Source organism: Pantoea sp. SGAir0183 (assembly GCF_043545505.1).
Map to the genome: position 1 here is coordinate 1,217,920 of NZ_CP028053.1, position 15,561 is coordinate 1,233,480.

General features: G+C 56.2%; 14 protein-coding genes. 8 read left to right on the forward strand and 6 right to left on the reverse strand.

The window, feature by feature from the left end; genetic code table 11:
- Window positions 1–9 precede the first annotated feature (9 nt).
- The 4 genes from purC to ypfH all read left to right on the forward strand — a co-directional run bounded on the left by purC (window position 10) and on the right by ypfH (window position 4,437).
- Window positions 10–723 carry a phosphoribosylaminoimidazolesuccinocarboxamide synthase gene (purC, locus tag C1N59_RS05830; protein WP_033740988.1) on the forward strand — a complete coding sequence of 238 codons (714 nt, stop codon included), beginning with the start codon at window positions 10–12 and terminating at the stop codon, window positions 721–723.
- A 129-nt stretch (window positions 724–852) separates the two neighbouring features.
- Window positions 853–1,719 (forward strand): KPN_02809 family neutral zinc metallopeptidase, encoded by an 867-nt coding sequence (locus C1N59_RS05835; protein ID WP_394550419.1) that lies wholly within the window; start codon window positions 853–855, stop codon window positions 1,717–1,719.
- Window positions 1,716–3,683 carry a tRNA(Met) cytidine acetyltransferase TmcA gene (locus C1N59_RS05840; RefSeq protein WP_394550420.1) on the forward strand — a complete coding sequence of 656 codons (1,968 nt, stop codon included), beginning with the start codon at window positions 1,716–1,718 and terminating at the stop codon, window positions 3,681–3,683. Before C1N59_RS05835 ends, C1N59_RS05840 begins: the two co-directional genes overlap by 4 nt.
- A 73-nt stretch (window positions 3,684–3,756) precedes the next feature.
- Entirely contained in the window at window positions 3,757–4,437 is a 681-nt protein-coding gene (ypfH, locus tag C1N59_RS05845) for an esterase (RefSeq protein ID WP_394550421.1), read from the forward strand.
- A 37-nt stretch (window positions 4,438–4,474) separates the two neighbouring features.
- Here ypfH and C1N59_RS05850 read toward each other — a convergent pair whose 3' ends face one another.
- The 3 genes from C1N59_RS05850 to C1N59_RS05860 form a co-directional block, all read right to left on the reverse strand.
- Window positions 4,475–4,618, reverse strand: a complete 144-nt coding sequence (locus C1N59_RS05850) for a YpfN family protein (protein WP_191091058.1) — start codon at window positions 4,616–4,618, stop codon at window positions 4,475–4,477.
- 67 nt (window positions 4,619–4,685) lie between these two features.
- Entirely contained in the window at window positions 4,686–5,813 is a 1,128-nt protein-coding gene (dapE, locus tag C1N59_RS05855; protein ID WP_006120418.1) for a succinyl-diaminopimelate desuccinylase, read from the reverse strand.
- 1 nt (window position 5,814) lies between these two features.
- Window positions 5,815–6,183, reverse strand: a complete 369-nt coding sequence (locus tag C1N59_RS05860) for an ArsC family reductase (protein WP_006120416.1) — start codon at window positions 6,181–6,183, stop codon at window positions 5,815–5,817.
- Window positions 6,184–6,584: 401 nt separating this feature from the next.
- Between C1N59_RS05860 and C1N59_RS05865 the strand changes: the two genes are divergently transcribed.
- Window positions 6,585–6,632 (forward strand): hypothetical protein, encoded by a 48-nt coding sequence (locus C1N59_RS05865; RefSeq protein ID WP_227008733.1) that lies wholly within the window; start codon window positions 6,585–6,587, stop codon window positions 6,630–6,632.
- A gap of 126 nt (window positions 6,633–6,758) precedes the next feature.
- On the opposite strand, the gene acrD is transcribed toward C1N59_RS05865, so the two are convergent.
- The 3 genes from acrD to narQ form a co-directional block, all read right to left on the reverse strand.
- The gene (acrD, locus tag C1N59_RS05870; RefSeq protein ID WP_172912867.1) at window positions 6,759–9,875 is read right to left on the reverse strand and encodes a multidrug efflux RND transporter permease AcrD; all 3,117 of its coding nucleotides are present in this window, start codon (window positions 9,873–9,875) and stop codon (window positions 6,759–6,761) included.
- Window positions 9,876–10,040: 165 nt separating this feature from the next.
- Window positions 10,041–10,673: a response regulator gene (locus C1N59_RS05875; RefSeq protein WP_205952122.1), complete on the reverse strand. Its 633-nt coding sequence runs from the start codon at window positions 10,671–10,673 to the stop codon at window positions 10,041–10,043.
- 180 nt (window positions 10,674–10,853) lie between these two features.
- Window positions 10,854–12,542: a nitrate/nitrite two-component system sensor histidine kinase NarQ gene (narQ, locus tag C1N59_RS05880; RefSeq protein ID WP_394550422.1), complete on the reverse strand. Its 1,689-nt coding sequence runs from the start codon at window positions 12,540–12,542 to the stop codon at window positions 10,854–10,856.
- Window positions 12,543–12,792: 250 nt separating this feature from the next.
- Here narQ and C1N59_RS05885 point away from each other — a divergent pair, with 250 nt between their 5' ends.
- The 3 genes from C1N59_RS05885 to nudK all read left to right on the forward strand — a co-directional run bounded on the left by C1N59_RS05885 (window position 12,793) and on the right by nudK (window position 15,551).
- Window positions 12,793–13,065: a YdgH/BhsA/McbA family protein gene (locus tag C1N59_RS05885; protein ID WP_006118378.1), complete on the forward strand. Its 273-nt coding sequence runs from the start codon at window positions 12,793–12,795 to the stop codon at window positions 13,063–13,065.
- A gap of 272 nt (window positions 13,066–13,337) precedes the next feature.
- On the forward strand, window positions 13,338–14,810 hold the full coding sequence (gene ansP, locus C1N59_RS05890) for an L-asparagine permease (RefSeq protein ID WP_033740834.1): 1,473 nt from the start codon (window positions 13,338–13,340) through the stop codon (window positions 14,808–14,810).
- Window positions 14,811–14,972: 162 nt separating this feature from the next.
- Window positions 14,973–15,551, forward strand: a complete 579-nt coding sequence (gene nudK / locus C1N59_RS05895) for a GDP-mannose pyrophosphatase NudK (RefSeq protein ID WP_033740833.1) — start codon at window positions 14,973–14,975, stop codon at window positions 15,549–15,551.
- The last annotated feature ends 10 nt before the right edge of the window (window positions 15,552–15,561 follow it).

Consider the following 15,561-nt stretch of genomic DNA (forward strand, 5'->3'; position numbering starts at 1 on the left):
GTTAATAAGATGCAAAAGCGAGCTGAGTTGTATCGCGGTAAAGCGAAAACCGTATACAGCACCGATAACCCGGATCTGCTGATACTTGAGTTCCGCAACGATACATCAGCAGGCGATGGTGCCCGCATCGAGCAGTTTGATCGCAAAGGCATGGTCAATAATAAGTTCAACCATTTCATCATGACGAAGCTGCAGGAAGCGGGCATTCCGACGCAGATGGAAGCCCTGCTGTCGGATAACGAAGCGCTGGTGAAAAAGCTTGAGATGGTACCGGTAGAATGCGTCGTTCGTAACCGCGCAGCGGGTTCGCTGGTTAAGCGCCTGGGCGTTGAAGAGGGCATGGTACTGAATCCTCCGCTGTTCGACCTGTTCCTGAAGGATGACGAGAAGCATGACCCGATGGTCAACGAATCCTACTGCGAAACCTTTGGCTGGGTCAGTAAAGAAAACCTGGCGCGGATGCGAGAGCTGACGTACAAGGCGAACGACGTACTGAGCAAACTGTTTGATGATGCCGGGCTGATCCTGGTGGACTTCAAGCTGGAGTTTGGCCTGTTTAAAGGCGAGGTCGTGCTGGGTGATGAATTCTCCCCGGACGGTGCGCGCCTGTGGGACAAAGAAACGCTGGATAAAATGGACAAAGACCGCTTCCGTCAGAGCCTGGGTGGCCTGATTGAAGCTTACGAAGCGGTGGCCCGTCGCCTGGGCGTGAAGCTGGACTGAGTCTGCTCTTCGTCTGCCGGCAAAAGGAGAGCGCGGGCTCTCCTTTTTCATTTTGGTGGAAAGCTGGTGATTGCGGCCTCACACAACTAAAATCATGCCATCTGCATAACAGGCCACAGGGAGCAAAACATGCGCTGGCAAGGACGTCGCGAAAGCGACAATGTTGAAGACCGCCGTAATCAGTCATCAGGCATGGGAGGAGGACGCATTCCTCTGCCACGCGGTAAAGCGGGCATTATCATGCTGATTCTGGTCGCCGTCGCGGGTTATTACGGTTATGACCTGACGCCGTTGCTGACGGGCGGCGAGGCGACGCCGGGCAACCAACAGCAGCAACAGCGCAGCGCCGATCCCCATCAGGATGAAGCGGCCAAATTTACCTCGGTCATTCTGGCGACGACCGAAGATACCTGGGACAAGCTGTTCAGACAAATGCATAAGCAGTACACGCCACCCAAACTGGTAATGTATCGCGGTGCCACGCGCACTGGCTGCGGGACCGGGCAGTCGGTTATGGGACCGTTTTATTGCCCGGCAGACCAGACCGTCTACATCGATCTTTCGTTCTATGACGAAATGAAACACAAACTGGGCGCAGGCGGTGATTTTGCGCAGGGTTATGTGATTGCACACGAAGTCGGCCACCATGTGCAGAAGCTGCTGGGCATTGAGCCCCGTGTACGCCAGATGCAGCAGGGCGCCAGTCAAAGCCAGATCAATCAGCTGTCCGTTAAAATGGAACTTCAGGCCGACTGCTTTGCCGGCGTCTGGGGCCACTATATGGAACAGGAGAAGATCCTTGAGGTGGGCGATTTGCAGGAAGCCCTGAATGCCGCCGAGGCTATTGGCGACGATCGCCTGCAGCAGAAAAGTCAGGGGCGCGTGGTGCCCGACAGCTTTACCCATGGTACATCGCAACAGCGCTATACCTGGTTTAAGCGTGGCTTTGACACCGGCAATCCTGGCCAGTGCGATACCTTCGCCGGTAAAGGATGACGCTGGCGGCCGCCAGCCGCGCGATGGCGTCGGCGGGCATACGGCGCGTAGCCGTTATCAGTGGTGATGCTGACTACAGCCTGACGATGGCTGCGCGCTGGTTCGACGCACTGGCGGGCGACTGGCTGTGTCTGAGTGACGTCCCTCTCGGCCCCGGCCCGCATTGTGTGCCAGCGGCGTTCCGTACCCTACTGGGGCGTGAGTTTCATCATGCCGTTTTCGATGCCCGATCGGGCTTTCATGCCGAGGCATTCGCCGCGCTGGCGGGCACGCTGACGGCTGGCAGTTGGCTGCTGCTGTTAGTGCCGCCGTGGCGACAGTGGCCACAGCAACCCGACGCGGACAGCCTGCGTTGGGCCGACGTCAGCGAACCCATTGCCACACCTCACTTTATCCGCCATCTGCAACGCCTGATCGAACAGGATGCACAGGGACTCTTACTGCGGCAGCCGTCGCCACTTAACGTGCCCGACTGGCCAGCCTTACCGGAATGGCACAGCCAGGCAACCGTCCAGCAGCAGACAATCTTATGTCAGCTGAACGGCCTTTCTGCAGGCGTGGCGGTCCTGACCGCTGCACGCGGCAGAGGCAAATCGGCTCTGGCCGGGATGCTCGCCCGCCAGAACACACGTTGCCTTATTACCGCCCCGGCAAAAGTGGCTACGGGCGTCCTGTCTGCCTTCGCGGGTGAGCACTACCGCTTTATGGCGCCCGATGCCATTCTGGCTCTGGAAACCGTGCCAGACGTTGACTGGCTTATTGTCGATGAGGCGGCGGCGATTCCCGCACCGCTGCTGCATGCGCTGGTAGCGCGTTTTCGTCGCGTGTTGCTGGTAACGACCATTCAGGGTTATGAAGGCAGCGGACGTGGTTTTATGCTGAAGTTTTGTGCGGAGCTGGAGCAGGTGCGCCATTTTACGCTGGATGAACCGCTGCGCTGGGCGCGCAACGATCCGCTGGAAAACTGGCTGAATCAGGCGCTACTGTTTGAAGAAACGCCCGATATGCCCCCTGCGAGAGTGGGCGGTCCGCGTCGGGCGGAACGCACGGATATGCCCGCCTTACGGGCGGCTTATCAGCTGCTTACCAGCGCTCATTATCGCACCTCGCCGCTGGATTTACGCCGCCTGCTGGATGCGCCAGGTATGCACCTGTGGCTGGCGGGCACTGTCCCGGCATTGCAGGGCGCGCTCTGGCTGGTGGAAGAGGGCGGATTGAGCGAGGCGTTAGCTCAGGCAGTATGGGCGGGCCACAGACGGCCGCGCGGCAATCTGGTGGCGCAGTCACTGGCGGCCCATGCCGGTTTCACCGACGCCGCCACGCTGCGGGCTTTACGTATCAGCCGGATTGCCGTGGCACCCCGCGGACGCCGTCAGGGAACCGGCAGGCAACTGGTCACGGCGGCCTGCGCGGCGGCGACCGGATACGACTATATCTCGGTGAGTTTCGGCTACACTGAAGCGTTATGGGCGTTTTGGCGCGCCTGTGGCTTTACGTTAGCGCGCATTGGCAGCCAGCGCGAAGCCAGCAGTGGTTGCTATGCCGCGATGGCGCTGCTGGGACTGACGTCGTCCGGCAGGCAGTTGCAGCAGAAAGCGGCGCAGCAGCTGGCGCGGGACTGGTCATTTCTCAGCGCACATATACCACTGGCATTGCCCTTATCCGCAGCCGATGACTGCGCGTTTACCCCGTTTGATGCCCGGCTCGCAGCCGGGTTCGCCTGGGCACAACGCCCGTTTGAAGCAAGCCTGGCGGTGCTCCAGCGTCTGGTCATTGTCAGCCAGGCTCCGTTACGCCTTCTCAGGCAGGCCGTCAGGGCCGACACCAATCTGTCCCGGCTGGCGCAGACCGCGCAGCTAAACGGACGCAAGGCATTGATCACCGCACTGCGCGCGGAAGCCGCAGAAGCACTTCTGGCGTTGCAAAGCATTGATGGCGAAGGGTTTCGTCAGCAATTGCAATAAATCCACCAACTCGTTCAAATATTCCCAATATGATCCTGCGCCAGGGCGCGTAGAGTAGTAGCAGGAGGTCGATATGACACTGAGATATGTAATTGTTCAGCAACCCCCAAAAGTTGCCCAGCTGTTTTTGCTTTACCATGCCGTGGGTGATAACCCTGACGCCATGGGGGAAATTGGCAGCTGGTTTGCGAAAACCTTCCCTGCGGCGCTGGTCGTGTCGGTGGGATCGCCAGGGCCTGGCGGTCAATGGTTTAGTGAGGCCGGACTTCATGATAAAAGCGAGCAGCAGTGCGTTAACGCCAGTATGCCGCAGTTTGTTGAGTCCGTTCGTCACTGGCAGCAGCAGAGCGGCATAAGTCCGGAAGCCACGGCGCTGGTCGGGTTTTCACAGGGCGGAAGCATGGTGCTGGAGGGCATCAAAGCGCACAACGATCTGGCGGGACGCGCAGTGGTGTTCAGCGGACGTTTTATTACCCTGCCGGAGAGCGCCAGCACCCGCACGACGGTGCATCTGATTCATGGCGATTATGATTACCGCGTGCCACTGGCACATGCTCATCAGGCCGAACAGCGTTTAACCGCACTCGGCGGTGACGTCACGCTGAATGTTGTGGACGATCTGGCCCACGCCATCGACCACCGCAGCATGAATTTTGCCCTGCATCATCTGCAGTACACGGTGCCGAAACGCTACTTTGACGAGGCGTTGGGCGGGGCTAAACCCGGCGATGATGATGTGATTATGACAATGTAACCGGGCACGCCCTCGCGACCGCGAGGGCGCAAACGCGTTATTTCTTCTTCGGCCAGTCTTCGTCGTCATCCCATTTGTCGTTGAAATCACGATGAGGCGGGAGATCGGGCTTGTTATCCATAAACTTTTTGTGATCGATGCGTTTCAAATCCTTATACACATTCATCAGCACACCGACCATCAGCAGGACCACCAGGATCCACCAGTAATCTTTAATAAACTCCACAGGCCCGCTCCTTTCCTCGCTGTCAGGCGATCAATTGTTCCATGATGCGTTGATACATCCGGCTCAGCATCTGCAAATCGGATGCTTTCACGCACTCGTTGATTTTGTGAATCGTGGCATTCACAGGCCCCAGTTCGACCACCTGCGACCCCATACGGGCAATAAAACGCCCATCAGAGGTGCCACCAGACGTCTGCAACTGCGGCTTAATTTCATTATAGTGCGTAACGGCGTTGACTACGGCATCCACCAGTTTACCGCGTGACGTCAGGAAGGGCTGACCGGAGAGCTTCCATTCAATGGTGTAGCGCAACTGATGGCGATCCAGCAGTTCTGCCACACGTTGCTGGATCAGGCTGTCGGTGAGTTCGGTACTGAAGCGGAAATTGAACTGCACGAACAGTTCACCGGGGATCACGTTATTGCTGCCGGTGCCTGCCTGGATATTGGCGATCTGCATACTGGTGGCCGGAAAGAACGCGTTGCCCTGATCCCATTCGGTTGCCACCAGTTCATTCAGCGCGGGCATCGCGCGGTGTACCGGATTATCGGCAAGCTGTGGGTAGGCCACATGGCCCTGTACCCCATGTACCGTCAGGTTAGCCGTAATCGAGCCACGGCGGCCGTTTTTCACGACGTCGCCCACGATTTCGCTGCTGGAGGGTTCGCCGACCAGGCAATAATCCAGACGTTCGTTACGCGCCATCAGCCGCTCGACCACTTTGACCGTGCCGTTGGTGCCGCTGGCTTCTTCGTCAGAAGTAATCAGAAACGCCAGTCGCCCTTTATGGTGAGGATTGACTGCGACAAAACGTTCTGCGGCAACCACCATGGCGGCCAGCGAGCCTTTCATGTCGGCAGCACCACGACCAAACAACATGCCGTCGCGAATGGTCGGCTCAAATGGCGGATTGATCCAGCGGCTGGCGTCACCCGGTGGCACCACATCGGTATGACCAGCAAAGGCCAGGGTTTCCCCTTCACCGCGCGTAGCCCAGAAGTTCAGCGTGTCGTCGATGTTCATGGTTTCGATGTGAAAGCCGATTGCCTGCAGGCGGGCAATCAGCAGCGCCTGGCATCCGGCGTCATCGGGGCTGAGAGAGGGACGACGAATAAGCTGCTGCGTCAGCTCAATGACCGGACAAAACATATTATGACTTCTCCTGAAGAAGATTCTGGTAAAGGGTTTCACTGAAACCCAGCAGCAAGGTGCCATCGGCGGTGCGCAGCACAGGGCGCTTAATGATCGCGGGCTGCGCCAGCATCAACGCTTTGGCGCTGGCGGCATCCGTAATGCTGTCACGCTCGGATTCGGGCAGCTTGCGCCAGGTGGTACCGCGCGTATTCAGCAGGTCCTGATAACCGAGGGCATCGATAAACTGCTGGAGCTGTTCGTCGGTCAGGCCGTCAGCCCGGTAATCATGAAAGCGATAATCCACGCCGGCCGCCTCTAAAAAACGCCGTGCTTTTTTGATTGTGTCGCAATTTTTAATGCCAAACATGACCCATTGCCCGCTCATCGCCTACTCCTGTCCCGTAAAAATGCGCTGAGCAGTTTACCATAGTGTGATCTTATGCAGCATCCGCCAGCGGCGCTCCGCATCGAATAAAATAGGTAAACAGACAGCCCTGAGGTGTACGTAAACGGTTTCAGTTTGAGCGCTAATGATTTCCTGGTTTATCACTTCTCCTTTAAGAATTTCCTTAAATGCCATTTTTAGGCTACGTCCTGGTTAAGCACCCCGCGAAACCTGTCAGGCTAAGGCTTTGCTGAAATGTGCGTCAGCCAGCAAATCAGAAAAGACTCAGCTTTTTTGCGTCTTTGCCGATAGTACTAACAGGTGTAAACGTATTCACCAGGCGAAAAAAAAGGCGTAATATTGCCACTACAATAAGAGAGGGTTCTATGATTGACACCGAAATGGGGAACTGGAAAGAATTTATCGAAGCGATGTTACGTAACAAGTAACACGTGACGAGAAAAGCAGGGCACTTTCCCCTCTGCTGTAGTTCTTACCACACACAGAAATAAAACGGCCGCTGTTTCCAGAGGCCGTTTTTTTTGCCTGTCTGGTTCGCCAGACAGGCGGGCAGGTTAGTCGGGATGTTTCTCTTTCAGCGGGAAACGACGACGCACCAGCACAAAGAACAGCGGCACAAACAGGATGGCTAACAGCGTGGCGGAAATCATTCCCCCCATCACGCCGGTGCCCACGGAGTGCTGACTGCCTGACCCTGCGCCGCTACTGATCGCCATTGGCAGGACGCCGAAGATAAAGGCCAGTGAAGTCATCAGGATCGGGCGCAGACGCTGGCGTGAAGCCGCAAGCGTGGATTCAATCAGCTCGCCGCCCTTGCTGTTAAGCTCGTTGGCGAACTCGACAATCAGGATGGCGTTCTTCGCCGAAAGCCCGACAACGGTCAGCAGGCCTACCTGGAAATAGACGTCGTTTTCCAGCCCGCGCGTCCAGGTGGCGATCAGGGCGCCGACCACACCGAGCGGCACAACCAGCATCACAGAGAACGGAATCGACCAGCTCTCATACAGGGCCGCCAGACAGAGGAACACGACCAGCAGCGAAACGGCGTACAGCGCCGGAGCCTGAGAGCCGGACAACCGCTCCTGATACGACGCACCCGTCCACTGGAAGCCCACACCGAGCGGTAGGGATTCAACCAGCTTCTCCATTTCGTTCATCGCGGTACCGCTACTCACGCCCTCTGCGGCTTCTCCCACGATCTCCAGTGAGGCGTAGCCGTTATAGCGTTCCAGACGCGGCGAGCCCGTTTCCCAGCGGCTGGTGGCAAAGGCCGAGAAGGGCACCATGGTGCCACTGCTGTTACGCACGTACCATTTGTCGATATCATCGGGCAGCATGCGATAGGGCGCATCAGCCTGCACATACACTTTTTTTACCCGCCCCCGATCCAGAAAGTCGTTCACGTAGCTCGAGCCCCAGGCGGTGGCGAGCGTGTCGTTAATGGTATCCAGCGACACGCCCAGCGCCTGCGCTTTACGCTCATCAATATCAATTTGCAACTGTGGGCTGTCATCAAGGCCGTTATGACGGACACGGGACAGAAGCGTATCTTTGCTGGCTTTGTCCAGTAGCATGTCGCGCATGGCCATGAGCTTGTCATGCCCGATGCCGCCATGATCCTGTATCTCCAGGTCGAAGCCCGATGAGCTACCCAACCCGGTAATGGCCGGCGGGCTGCTCGCAATGACCATGGCCTCATTGATGTGTTTAAAGGCTTTACCCGCGCGCTTAATGATGGCGAACGAGGTACGATCGGCACCTGGTCTGTCACCCCAGTCTTTCAAACGGATAAACAGACGCGCGACGTTTTGTCCATTCCCGCCGGGGCCTGAACCGATCGTTGAGAAGACCGACAGCACGTTATCTTTCTCTTTCGTCAGGTAGTATTTTTCCACTTTGGCCACCACCGCCGAGGTCTGATCCATGCTGGAACCGGCGGGCAACTGGACCTGCGTCAAAATCATACCGCGATCTTCCTGTGGCAAAAACGACGAAGGCAGGTGAAGAAACAGAAACGCCATGACGCCAATTATCCCCACATAAAGCAGCAGCCAGCGGCCGCCTGTGTGCAGAATGCGGGCAACGCCACGCTCATAGCGATCGGCATTGCGGTTGAAATGATAGTTAAACCAGCGGAAGAAGCCGCGCTCGCCGTGGTGTTCACCTTTGGCGATGGGTTTGAGCAGCGTGGCACACAGGGCTGGCGTCAGGATCATTGCGACCAGCACGGACAGGATCATGGCGGAGACAATCGTCACCGAAAACTGGCGGTAGATGGCGCCGACGGTGCCGCCAAAAAAGGCCATGGGAATAAAGACGGCGGACAGCACCAGCGCAATCCCCACCAGCGCGCCCTGAATTTGTCCCATTGATTTTCGGGTGGCTGCGCGCGGCGAGATCCCTTCCTCGCTCATGATACGTTCGACGTTCTCGACGACCACAATGGCATCGTCCACCAGCAGGCCTATCGCCAGCACCATGGCGAACATGGTCAGGGTGTTGATACTGTAGCCGAAGGCAAAGATCACACAGAAAGTGCCAAGCAGCACCACCGGCACGGCGATGGTAGGGATTAACGTGGCCCGGAAGTTCTGCATAAACAGATACATCACGCCAAATACCAGCAGAATGGCTTCCAGCAGGGTTTTGACCACATCGGTGATTGAGGCTTTGACAAAAGGCGTGGTTTCATAAGCGATCTTCGCTTCCAGCCCATGCGGAAAATAGTGTGATAACTCATCCAGACGTGCCCGCACCAGCTTATCCGTGTTCATCTCGTTGGCACCGGAGGCCAGTTTGATACCCAGTCCGGAGGCGGCCTGGCCATTGTAGCGGCTGAGGGAATCGTATTTTTCAGCGCCGAGTGCCACCGTTGCGACATCGCCCAGCGTGACCACGGAGCCATCGGGATTATTCTTCAGGGTAATCGCTTTAAACTGGTCGGGCGTTTGCAGCATCGACTGCGCGTTCACCGTGGCGTTCAGCGCCTGATTATTGACTGCCGGCAAACCGCCCACCTGGCCGACGGCCACCTGAGTGTTCTGGGATTTGATGGCATTCACCACATCATCGGTGGTCAGGGCATAGGCGGTCAGCTTGTAGGGATCGAGCCAGATGCGCATGGCATATTGGGTGCCGTAGGCATCCACTTCACCGACACCATCAATTCGGCTTATGGGATCCTGAATATTACTGGCGACATAATCAGCAATATCTTGTTTGTTCATGCTGCCGTCAGTGGAGACAAATGCCACCATCAAAATATTGCTGTCACCGGTTTTATTGACGGTCACACCTTGTGACTGCACCGGTTGAGGTAACTGACGCAGGGCTGCCTGTAACTGATTCTGGACCTGCTGACGGGCTTCGTCGGGATTGGTGCCGGCAGTAAAGGTGAGGGTGATTTGCGCCTGGCCGGTATTGCTGCTGTTCGAGGACATATACATCAGATTATCGATACCGGTCATATTCTGTTCGATAACCTGGGTAACGGTATTTTCCAGCGTTTGCGCCGAGGCACCAGGATAGGTCGCGGTTATACGCACGTTGGGCGGCGCTAAGTCGGGATATTGCTCAACGGGAAGCGAAATAATGGCGAGCGTGCCGCAAAGACACAATAAAATTGCCAAAACCCAGGCAAAAATAGGGCGGTCGATAAAGAAATTCGACATGGAATCGGCACTCCTCACTGCTTTTATTATTAATATGACCGATGCAGCGCGTAACGTACGAAAGTATTCCATGACATCACGCACGACCAGGCGACTACTTTACGTGCGGGCAGGGTTTGAAAAGTGGAGAAATTATAAAGAATGTGTAAATTGGCGCGCTTTTTCTCAACGATGTCGACGTTCAAGCCACAGGATGGTCGCCGCAACGCGTGAGCGAACCTCAAGTTTGCGCAGGATATTACGAAGATGTACCTTCACCGTCTCTTCTGAAATCTGCAAGGTATCAGCAACGGCTTTGTTGGACAGGCCTCGCGCCACTTCATGAAGCACGTCGCGTTCGCGTTCGGTCAGTAAACGGAACGGATCGTCGCTGTTGTGACGCGTCGCGAGCGAATGCCGGACCGCCTCGCTAAAGACATTTTCGCCCTGTGTGGCCTGTACGATCTGGTTTAGCAGGATTTCCGGTTCACTGTCTTTCAGCAAATACCCATCGGCTCCCGCATCCACCATGGCGAAGATATCACTGCGCGCATCCGACACCGTCAGCACCAGAATCCGCGAGTGGATGCCTTCATGACGAAGCGCTTTCAGCGTGTCCAGGCCCGACATCCCTTTCATATTCAGGTCGAGCAGGATGACGTCCGGTGTCAGGCGACGGGCCTCAGCCAGTGCTTCGGTGCCGTTGCTGGCTTCCGCGACGACCTGAAGCGTCGGGTCGAGCGCCAGTAACTGCCGAATACCGCGACGCATAAGCGGATGGTCGTCCACAATCATGATTGTTAAAGTCGGTTGTTTCATGTTTTCTCCCTGTCACCTGACGCTGCAGGTTGTCGCATGGGCAATGCGGTTCGTCAAGCGGCGGCTGCAGCGACCCTCTGTGGTGCTGTCATTGTAATGATTAACCCGATGGCCTGCCGTTGATCTGCCACATGCCCTGTGATGCGAGATGCAATAAAAGTAAAGCCGTGTTACGTGCGGCTAGTCAATCTCTGATGCCGGACGTGGTGGAAAGCGCAAAACAATCTGTGTTCCACACGGCTGCGAACGAATGTCTAACTGGCCAGACAAGCATGCTGCGCGCTCGGTCATGGTGATGAAACCATAATGCCCCGGGGGTTCTTCTGTGCTGATCATGCCCGTGCCGTCATCAGTGATTGTCAGTGAATGCTCACCTGTATCCGTGATCTGGTAGTCGACGGTAATCAAACGGGCATTCGCATGGCGAATGGCATTCAGGACGGCTTCCCGGGCAATTTGCAGGACGTGGACCTGTTGCCGGGCATCCAGTTGCTGCAGGCCTGGCTGGCAGGCCAACCGGATATCAGCGACAGTCTGAGACTGAAGCGGCGCAATCATCACGTGCAGAGCAGCCTCCAGATCGGCCTTTTCGATCGTCAGACGAAAGGTCGCCAGCAGTTCGCGTAGCTGGCGGTAAGCCTCTGCCAGTTCGCGATCAAAATCTGCAATGATCGCCTGTGCCGACTGATCGGAGGCGGACAGGCTGCGCCGAAGCTGCATCAGCTGTATCCGCAGGTAAGTCAGTGACTGCGCCAGCGAGTCGTGCAGTTCACGTGCAATCGTGGCGCGCTCCTCAATCAGCAGCATTTGCTGGTACTGCTTCTGGGTTTGCCAGATCCAGATCGACCGTCCCAGCATCGCGGCCAGGCTGCCCATTAGCGCGGCGGAAGGGGCCGTGCCGCCGGTTTGCCAGCGCAGCGTGCCAACACGTTGATCGTCCTGTTTCAGCGGTAAATGCTGCCAGGCCAGCGCGGGATCGTGCTGGCCCGCCTCACAGGTAAACTGCTCGCCCTGAAGCTGAATGAAGGCAATATTCTCTTTGCCGACGATGCGGTTCAGCACATCATCGAAAAGCGCCGGTTGCAGCGAACGGCTGGTCAGGATTTGTGAGCTTTCATAGAGTAAGGAGAGCGTATGATTCGCCTGGGTTAAGTCCCGGGTTTTGTCGCGGACCCGTTGTTCCAGTTGCTGATAATGGCACTGTAATTGTGCAGCCATGCTGCTGAAAGTCTGTGACAGGACTTTCAGCTCGTTCTGCTGCTGCACATGCAGGGGCGGAAAGGCAAAATTGCCGCTTTCCACATAGCGGCTGGCTCTGACCAGTGCATTGAGGGGTTTAACGACCTGCTGGCGGGTAAAGCGGATCGTCATCAGAGCGAGCGCAACAATGGCGATCACGCCCGTCAGGCTGCTGATGGCCACGACGCGCATTTTCAGTTCGGCGTAGCGCTGTAGCGCCAGTACGAAGCGGTTAATTTCGTCAACGTAGTTGGGCATTTGTTGCCGCCAGGCATCTGACGCGTTCGCCTGCAGATGCTGTGCCAGAGCGGGCCAGCCTTCGCGTAAACGCTGATAGTGATTAATAACCTTGCGCGGCACCCAGGGGCGATCGAGTTCCTGTAACACGGCGGCATCAAGCGTTTGTTGATACTGCGCCAGGTGCGCCGTCAGCAGCTGCGGATCTGCTCTGGCATCCCAGGCCAGGCGGTAACTTTGCATCCGCAGCGATCCGGCCAGATTAATGGCTTCCGCATCGCGCAGGCTACTGGAAAGCGTCAGCAGCGCCAGGCCGGTCGTCAGTAACGCCAGCAAGACAATCCACGTTAACGACAGCGCGATACTTCTGGTAACAGAGCGTTTAACAATCACGACAATAACACCTTTACTGACAGGGAATCATAAGAGCGGTGCCAGAGACACCCGACGACTTATTACAAAATGCCCGAAAACAGCGGCGCTGTGTACGCAAACTCACCCCCGTTGACGTTTCCCAGGAATGTCCACTTACGAATGAACATTGCTGCCATAGCTTTACACCTTGCCCATGTTGGCTTTCATTGCCTCGCTAATACTCAACACCATGTTTTACTCAGTGACCCACGCAAGTTCAGGAGGAAGTATGAAACGATTACCTGTGTACCTTAGCGCTGCTCTGTTGGCCACTGCTTCATTCTCTACTCTTGCTGCCACGGCAGTGGACCGGCAGGAAGCCCAGGGGCTGCAACGTATCGGCAGCGTCTCGGTGACAAATGTGAACGGCTCTCTGGATGATGTCACCCGCCAGCTTTCGCAGGAGGCCAAATCAGAAGGTGCCCGCCATTTCCGTGTCATCGGGGTTGATAACCCCGGCGACTCCAGCCTGTGGACCGGCACTGCCGAAATTTACCGCTAAATCCCTCTGTTACCTTCCCTGTAGCCCTTACCGGTCGCCTGTCGGCCGGTTTTTTTGTGATCTCAGAAAAGTTTTTTACAAATCGTCCGGCTTATCTCCTCGGTATATTTTGCTTCGATGTTGCATAACGGTTAGGATTCATCGCCGTAAATTCCCGCGCTGCTTTTCGTTAACTCACAGGCAAACGCACAGAGGAAGAAAACCCATTTCGCACTGCTAAACGCAATCGTTTGGATGCGCGATGACTTATGGTCAGGACAAACAGGAAGGCTATGAAATCTACGAAGAAAACCGCAGCAGACATGCGCGCTGCGAAACGACGCTGGCTCAATTCCCACGACTCCGGCTATAAGAAAGCCATGGGTAATCGTCACGTACAGATGATCGCTATCGGTGGCGCAATTGGTACAGGTCTGTTCCTGGGCGCAGGTGCCCGCTTACAGGCTGCGGGTCCCGCTCTGGCGGTAATCTATCTGGTCTGTGGCATTTTCTCCTTCTTCATTCTGCGCGCGCTGGGCGAACTGGTTTTACACCGTCCCAGCAGTGGAAGCTTTGTTTCCTATGCACGCGAGTTTATGGGTGAAAAAGCCTCCTATGTGGCAGGCTGGATGTATTTTGTTAACTGGGCCATGACCGGGATTGTCGATATCACCGCCGTGGCACTGTATATGCACTACTGGGGCGCGTTTGGCGATGTCCCACAATGGGTGTTTGCCCTGGGCGCGCTGGCGATTGTCGGTACCATGAACATGATCGGCGTAAAGTGGTTTGCCGAAATGGAGTTCTGGTTCGCGTTAGTCAAGGTGCTGGCGATAGTCATATTTCTGGTGGTCGGCGTGGTGTTCCTGGGCAGCGGTAAACCGCTGGACGGCAATGCAACAGGTTTCCACCTGGTCACGGATAACGGCGGCCTGTTCCCGCACGGCCTGTTACCGGCGCTGGTGCTGGTGCAGGGGGTGGTCTTTGCCTTCGCTTCGATCGAACTGGTGGGTACGGCCGCAGGTGAGTGTAAAGATCCGGAAACCATGCTGCCGAAAGCGATCAACAGCGTAATCTGGCGTATCGGTTTGTTCTATGTCGGTTCCGTGGTGCTGCTGGTGCTGTTACTGCCGTGGAATGCCTATCAGGCCGGGCAAAGTCCGTTTGTGACCTTCTTCTCTAAACTGGGCGTGCCGTATATCGGCAGCATCATGAATATCGTGGTCCTCAGCGCCGCGCTGTCCAGTCTGAACTCCGGTCTGTACTCGACAGGCCGTATTCTGCGCTCCATGTCGATGGGCGGCTCAGCACCGAAATTCATGTCAAAAATGAGCAGCCAGCAGGTGCCTTATGCCGGGATTCTGGTTACCGTTTGCGTCTATGTTGTCGGCGTAATACTCAACTACTATGTGCCGTCACAGGTGTTCGAGATTGTCCTGAACGTCGCGTCACTGGGGATCATTTCGTCCTGGGGCTTTATCGTGCTGTGCCAGCTGCGTCTGCGCAAAGCTATTAAAGAAGGCAAGGCCGACGACGTCAGCTTTAAGCTGCCGGGCGCGCCTTTCACTTCCTGGCTGACGCTGCTGTTCCTGTTCAGCGTGCTGGTCTTAATGGCGTTTGACTATCCAAACGGCACGTACACTATTGCCTCTATTCCGCTGATTGCGGTGATTCTGGTTCTGGGCTGGTTTGGTGTGCGTAAGCGCGTTAACGAAATTGCCGCCACGGAGCACGAGCATCACGAGCACGATGGCAAATCATCCTGACGGTGATCTTGCCTGAGATATCAATGCCAGCCTGCGTGCTGGCATTTTTTTTCGGTGTTTCGGGCGGTCTTGATAATTGCGTGCGCAGACACGTAATTCAGATAGTTTTCTTGCATCCCACGACCTATCATCATTGGCTCCCTTCTCACTTGCGGAGCGCCTATGTCGTCCAGAATCACTATCATCAAAGATAAGCTGCTGTCTGAGAACTGGTTTGTGTTGCGTAACATCACCTATGAGCTAACCGACAGCCATGGCGACGTCGTGCGTCACAAACGCGAGGTGTACGATCGCGGCAACGGGGCGACAATTCTGCTCTATAACCGTGAAAAAAACAGTGTGGTGCTGACGCGCCAGTTTCGCGTGGCGACCTACGTGAACGGTAATGAAGACGGAATGTTAATTGAGGCCTGCGCGGGCTTACTGGATGACGACTCGCCAGAGGATTGCATCCGTAAAGAGGCCATTGAAGAGACCGGCTATGCGGTAGGCGAGGTCGAAAAACTGTATTCGGTCTATATGTCACCGGGCGGCGTCACTGAACTGATTCACTTCTTTGCGGCGGAATATCATGAATCACTGCGCGAGAACGCTGGTGGCGGTGTTGAAGATGAGGCCATTGATGTGCTGGAAATGCCTTTTCCTCAGGCCATGGCGTGGGTGAAAGACGGACGCATTCGTGATGGTAAAACCATCATGTTATTGCAGCACGCCCTGATCGCAGGCTGGCTAACGCTGTAATCCTGCACGA

Coding starts and splice junctions, on each gene's coding strand:
- ansP (WP_033740834.1), top strand. CDS start 13,338: ATGAAATCTACGAAGAAAACCGCAGCAGACATGCGCGCTGCGAAACGA.
- purC (WP_033740988.1), top strand. CDS start 10: ATGCAAAAGCGAGCTGAGTTGTATCGCGGTAAAGCGAAAACCGTATAC.
- C1N59_RS05850 (WP_191091058.1), bottom strand. CDS start 4,618: ATGGTCGGTGTGCTGATGAATGTGTATAAGGATTTGAAACGCATCGAT.
- acrD (WP_172912867.1), bottom strand. CDS start 9,875: ATGTCGAATTTCTTTATCGACCGCCCTATTTTTGCCTGGGTTTTGGCA.
- dapE (WP_006120418.1), bottom strand. CDS start 5,813: ATGTTTTGTCCGGTCATTGAGCTGACGCAGCAGCTTATTCGTCGTCCC.
- nudK (WP_033740833.1), top strand. CDS start 14,973: ATGTCGTCCAGAATCACTATCATCAAAGATAAGCTGCTGTCTGAGAAC.
- C1N59_RS05885 (WP_006118378.1), top strand. CDS start 12,793: ATGAAACGATTACCTGTGTACCTTAGCGCTGCTCTGTTGGCCACTGCT.
- C1N59_RS05835 (WP_394550419.1), top strand. CDS start 853: ATGCGCTGGCAAGGACGTCGCGAAAGCGACAATGTTGAAGACCGCCGT.
- C1N59_RS05860 (WP_006120416.1), bottom strand. CDS start 6,183: ATGAGCGGGCAATGGGTCATGTTTGGCATTAAAAATTGCGACACAATC.
- ypfH (WP_394550421.1), top strand. CDS start 3,757: ATGACACTGAGATATGTAATTGTTCAGCAACCCCCAAAAGTTGCCCAG.
- C1N59_RS05840 (WP_394550420.1), top strand. CDS start 1,716: ATGACGCTGGCGGCCGCCAGCCGCGCGATGGCGTCGGCGGGCATACGG.
- C1N59_RS05875 (WP_205952122.1), bottom strand. CDS start 10,673: ATGAAACAACCGACTTTAACAATCATGATTGTGGACGACCATCCGCTT.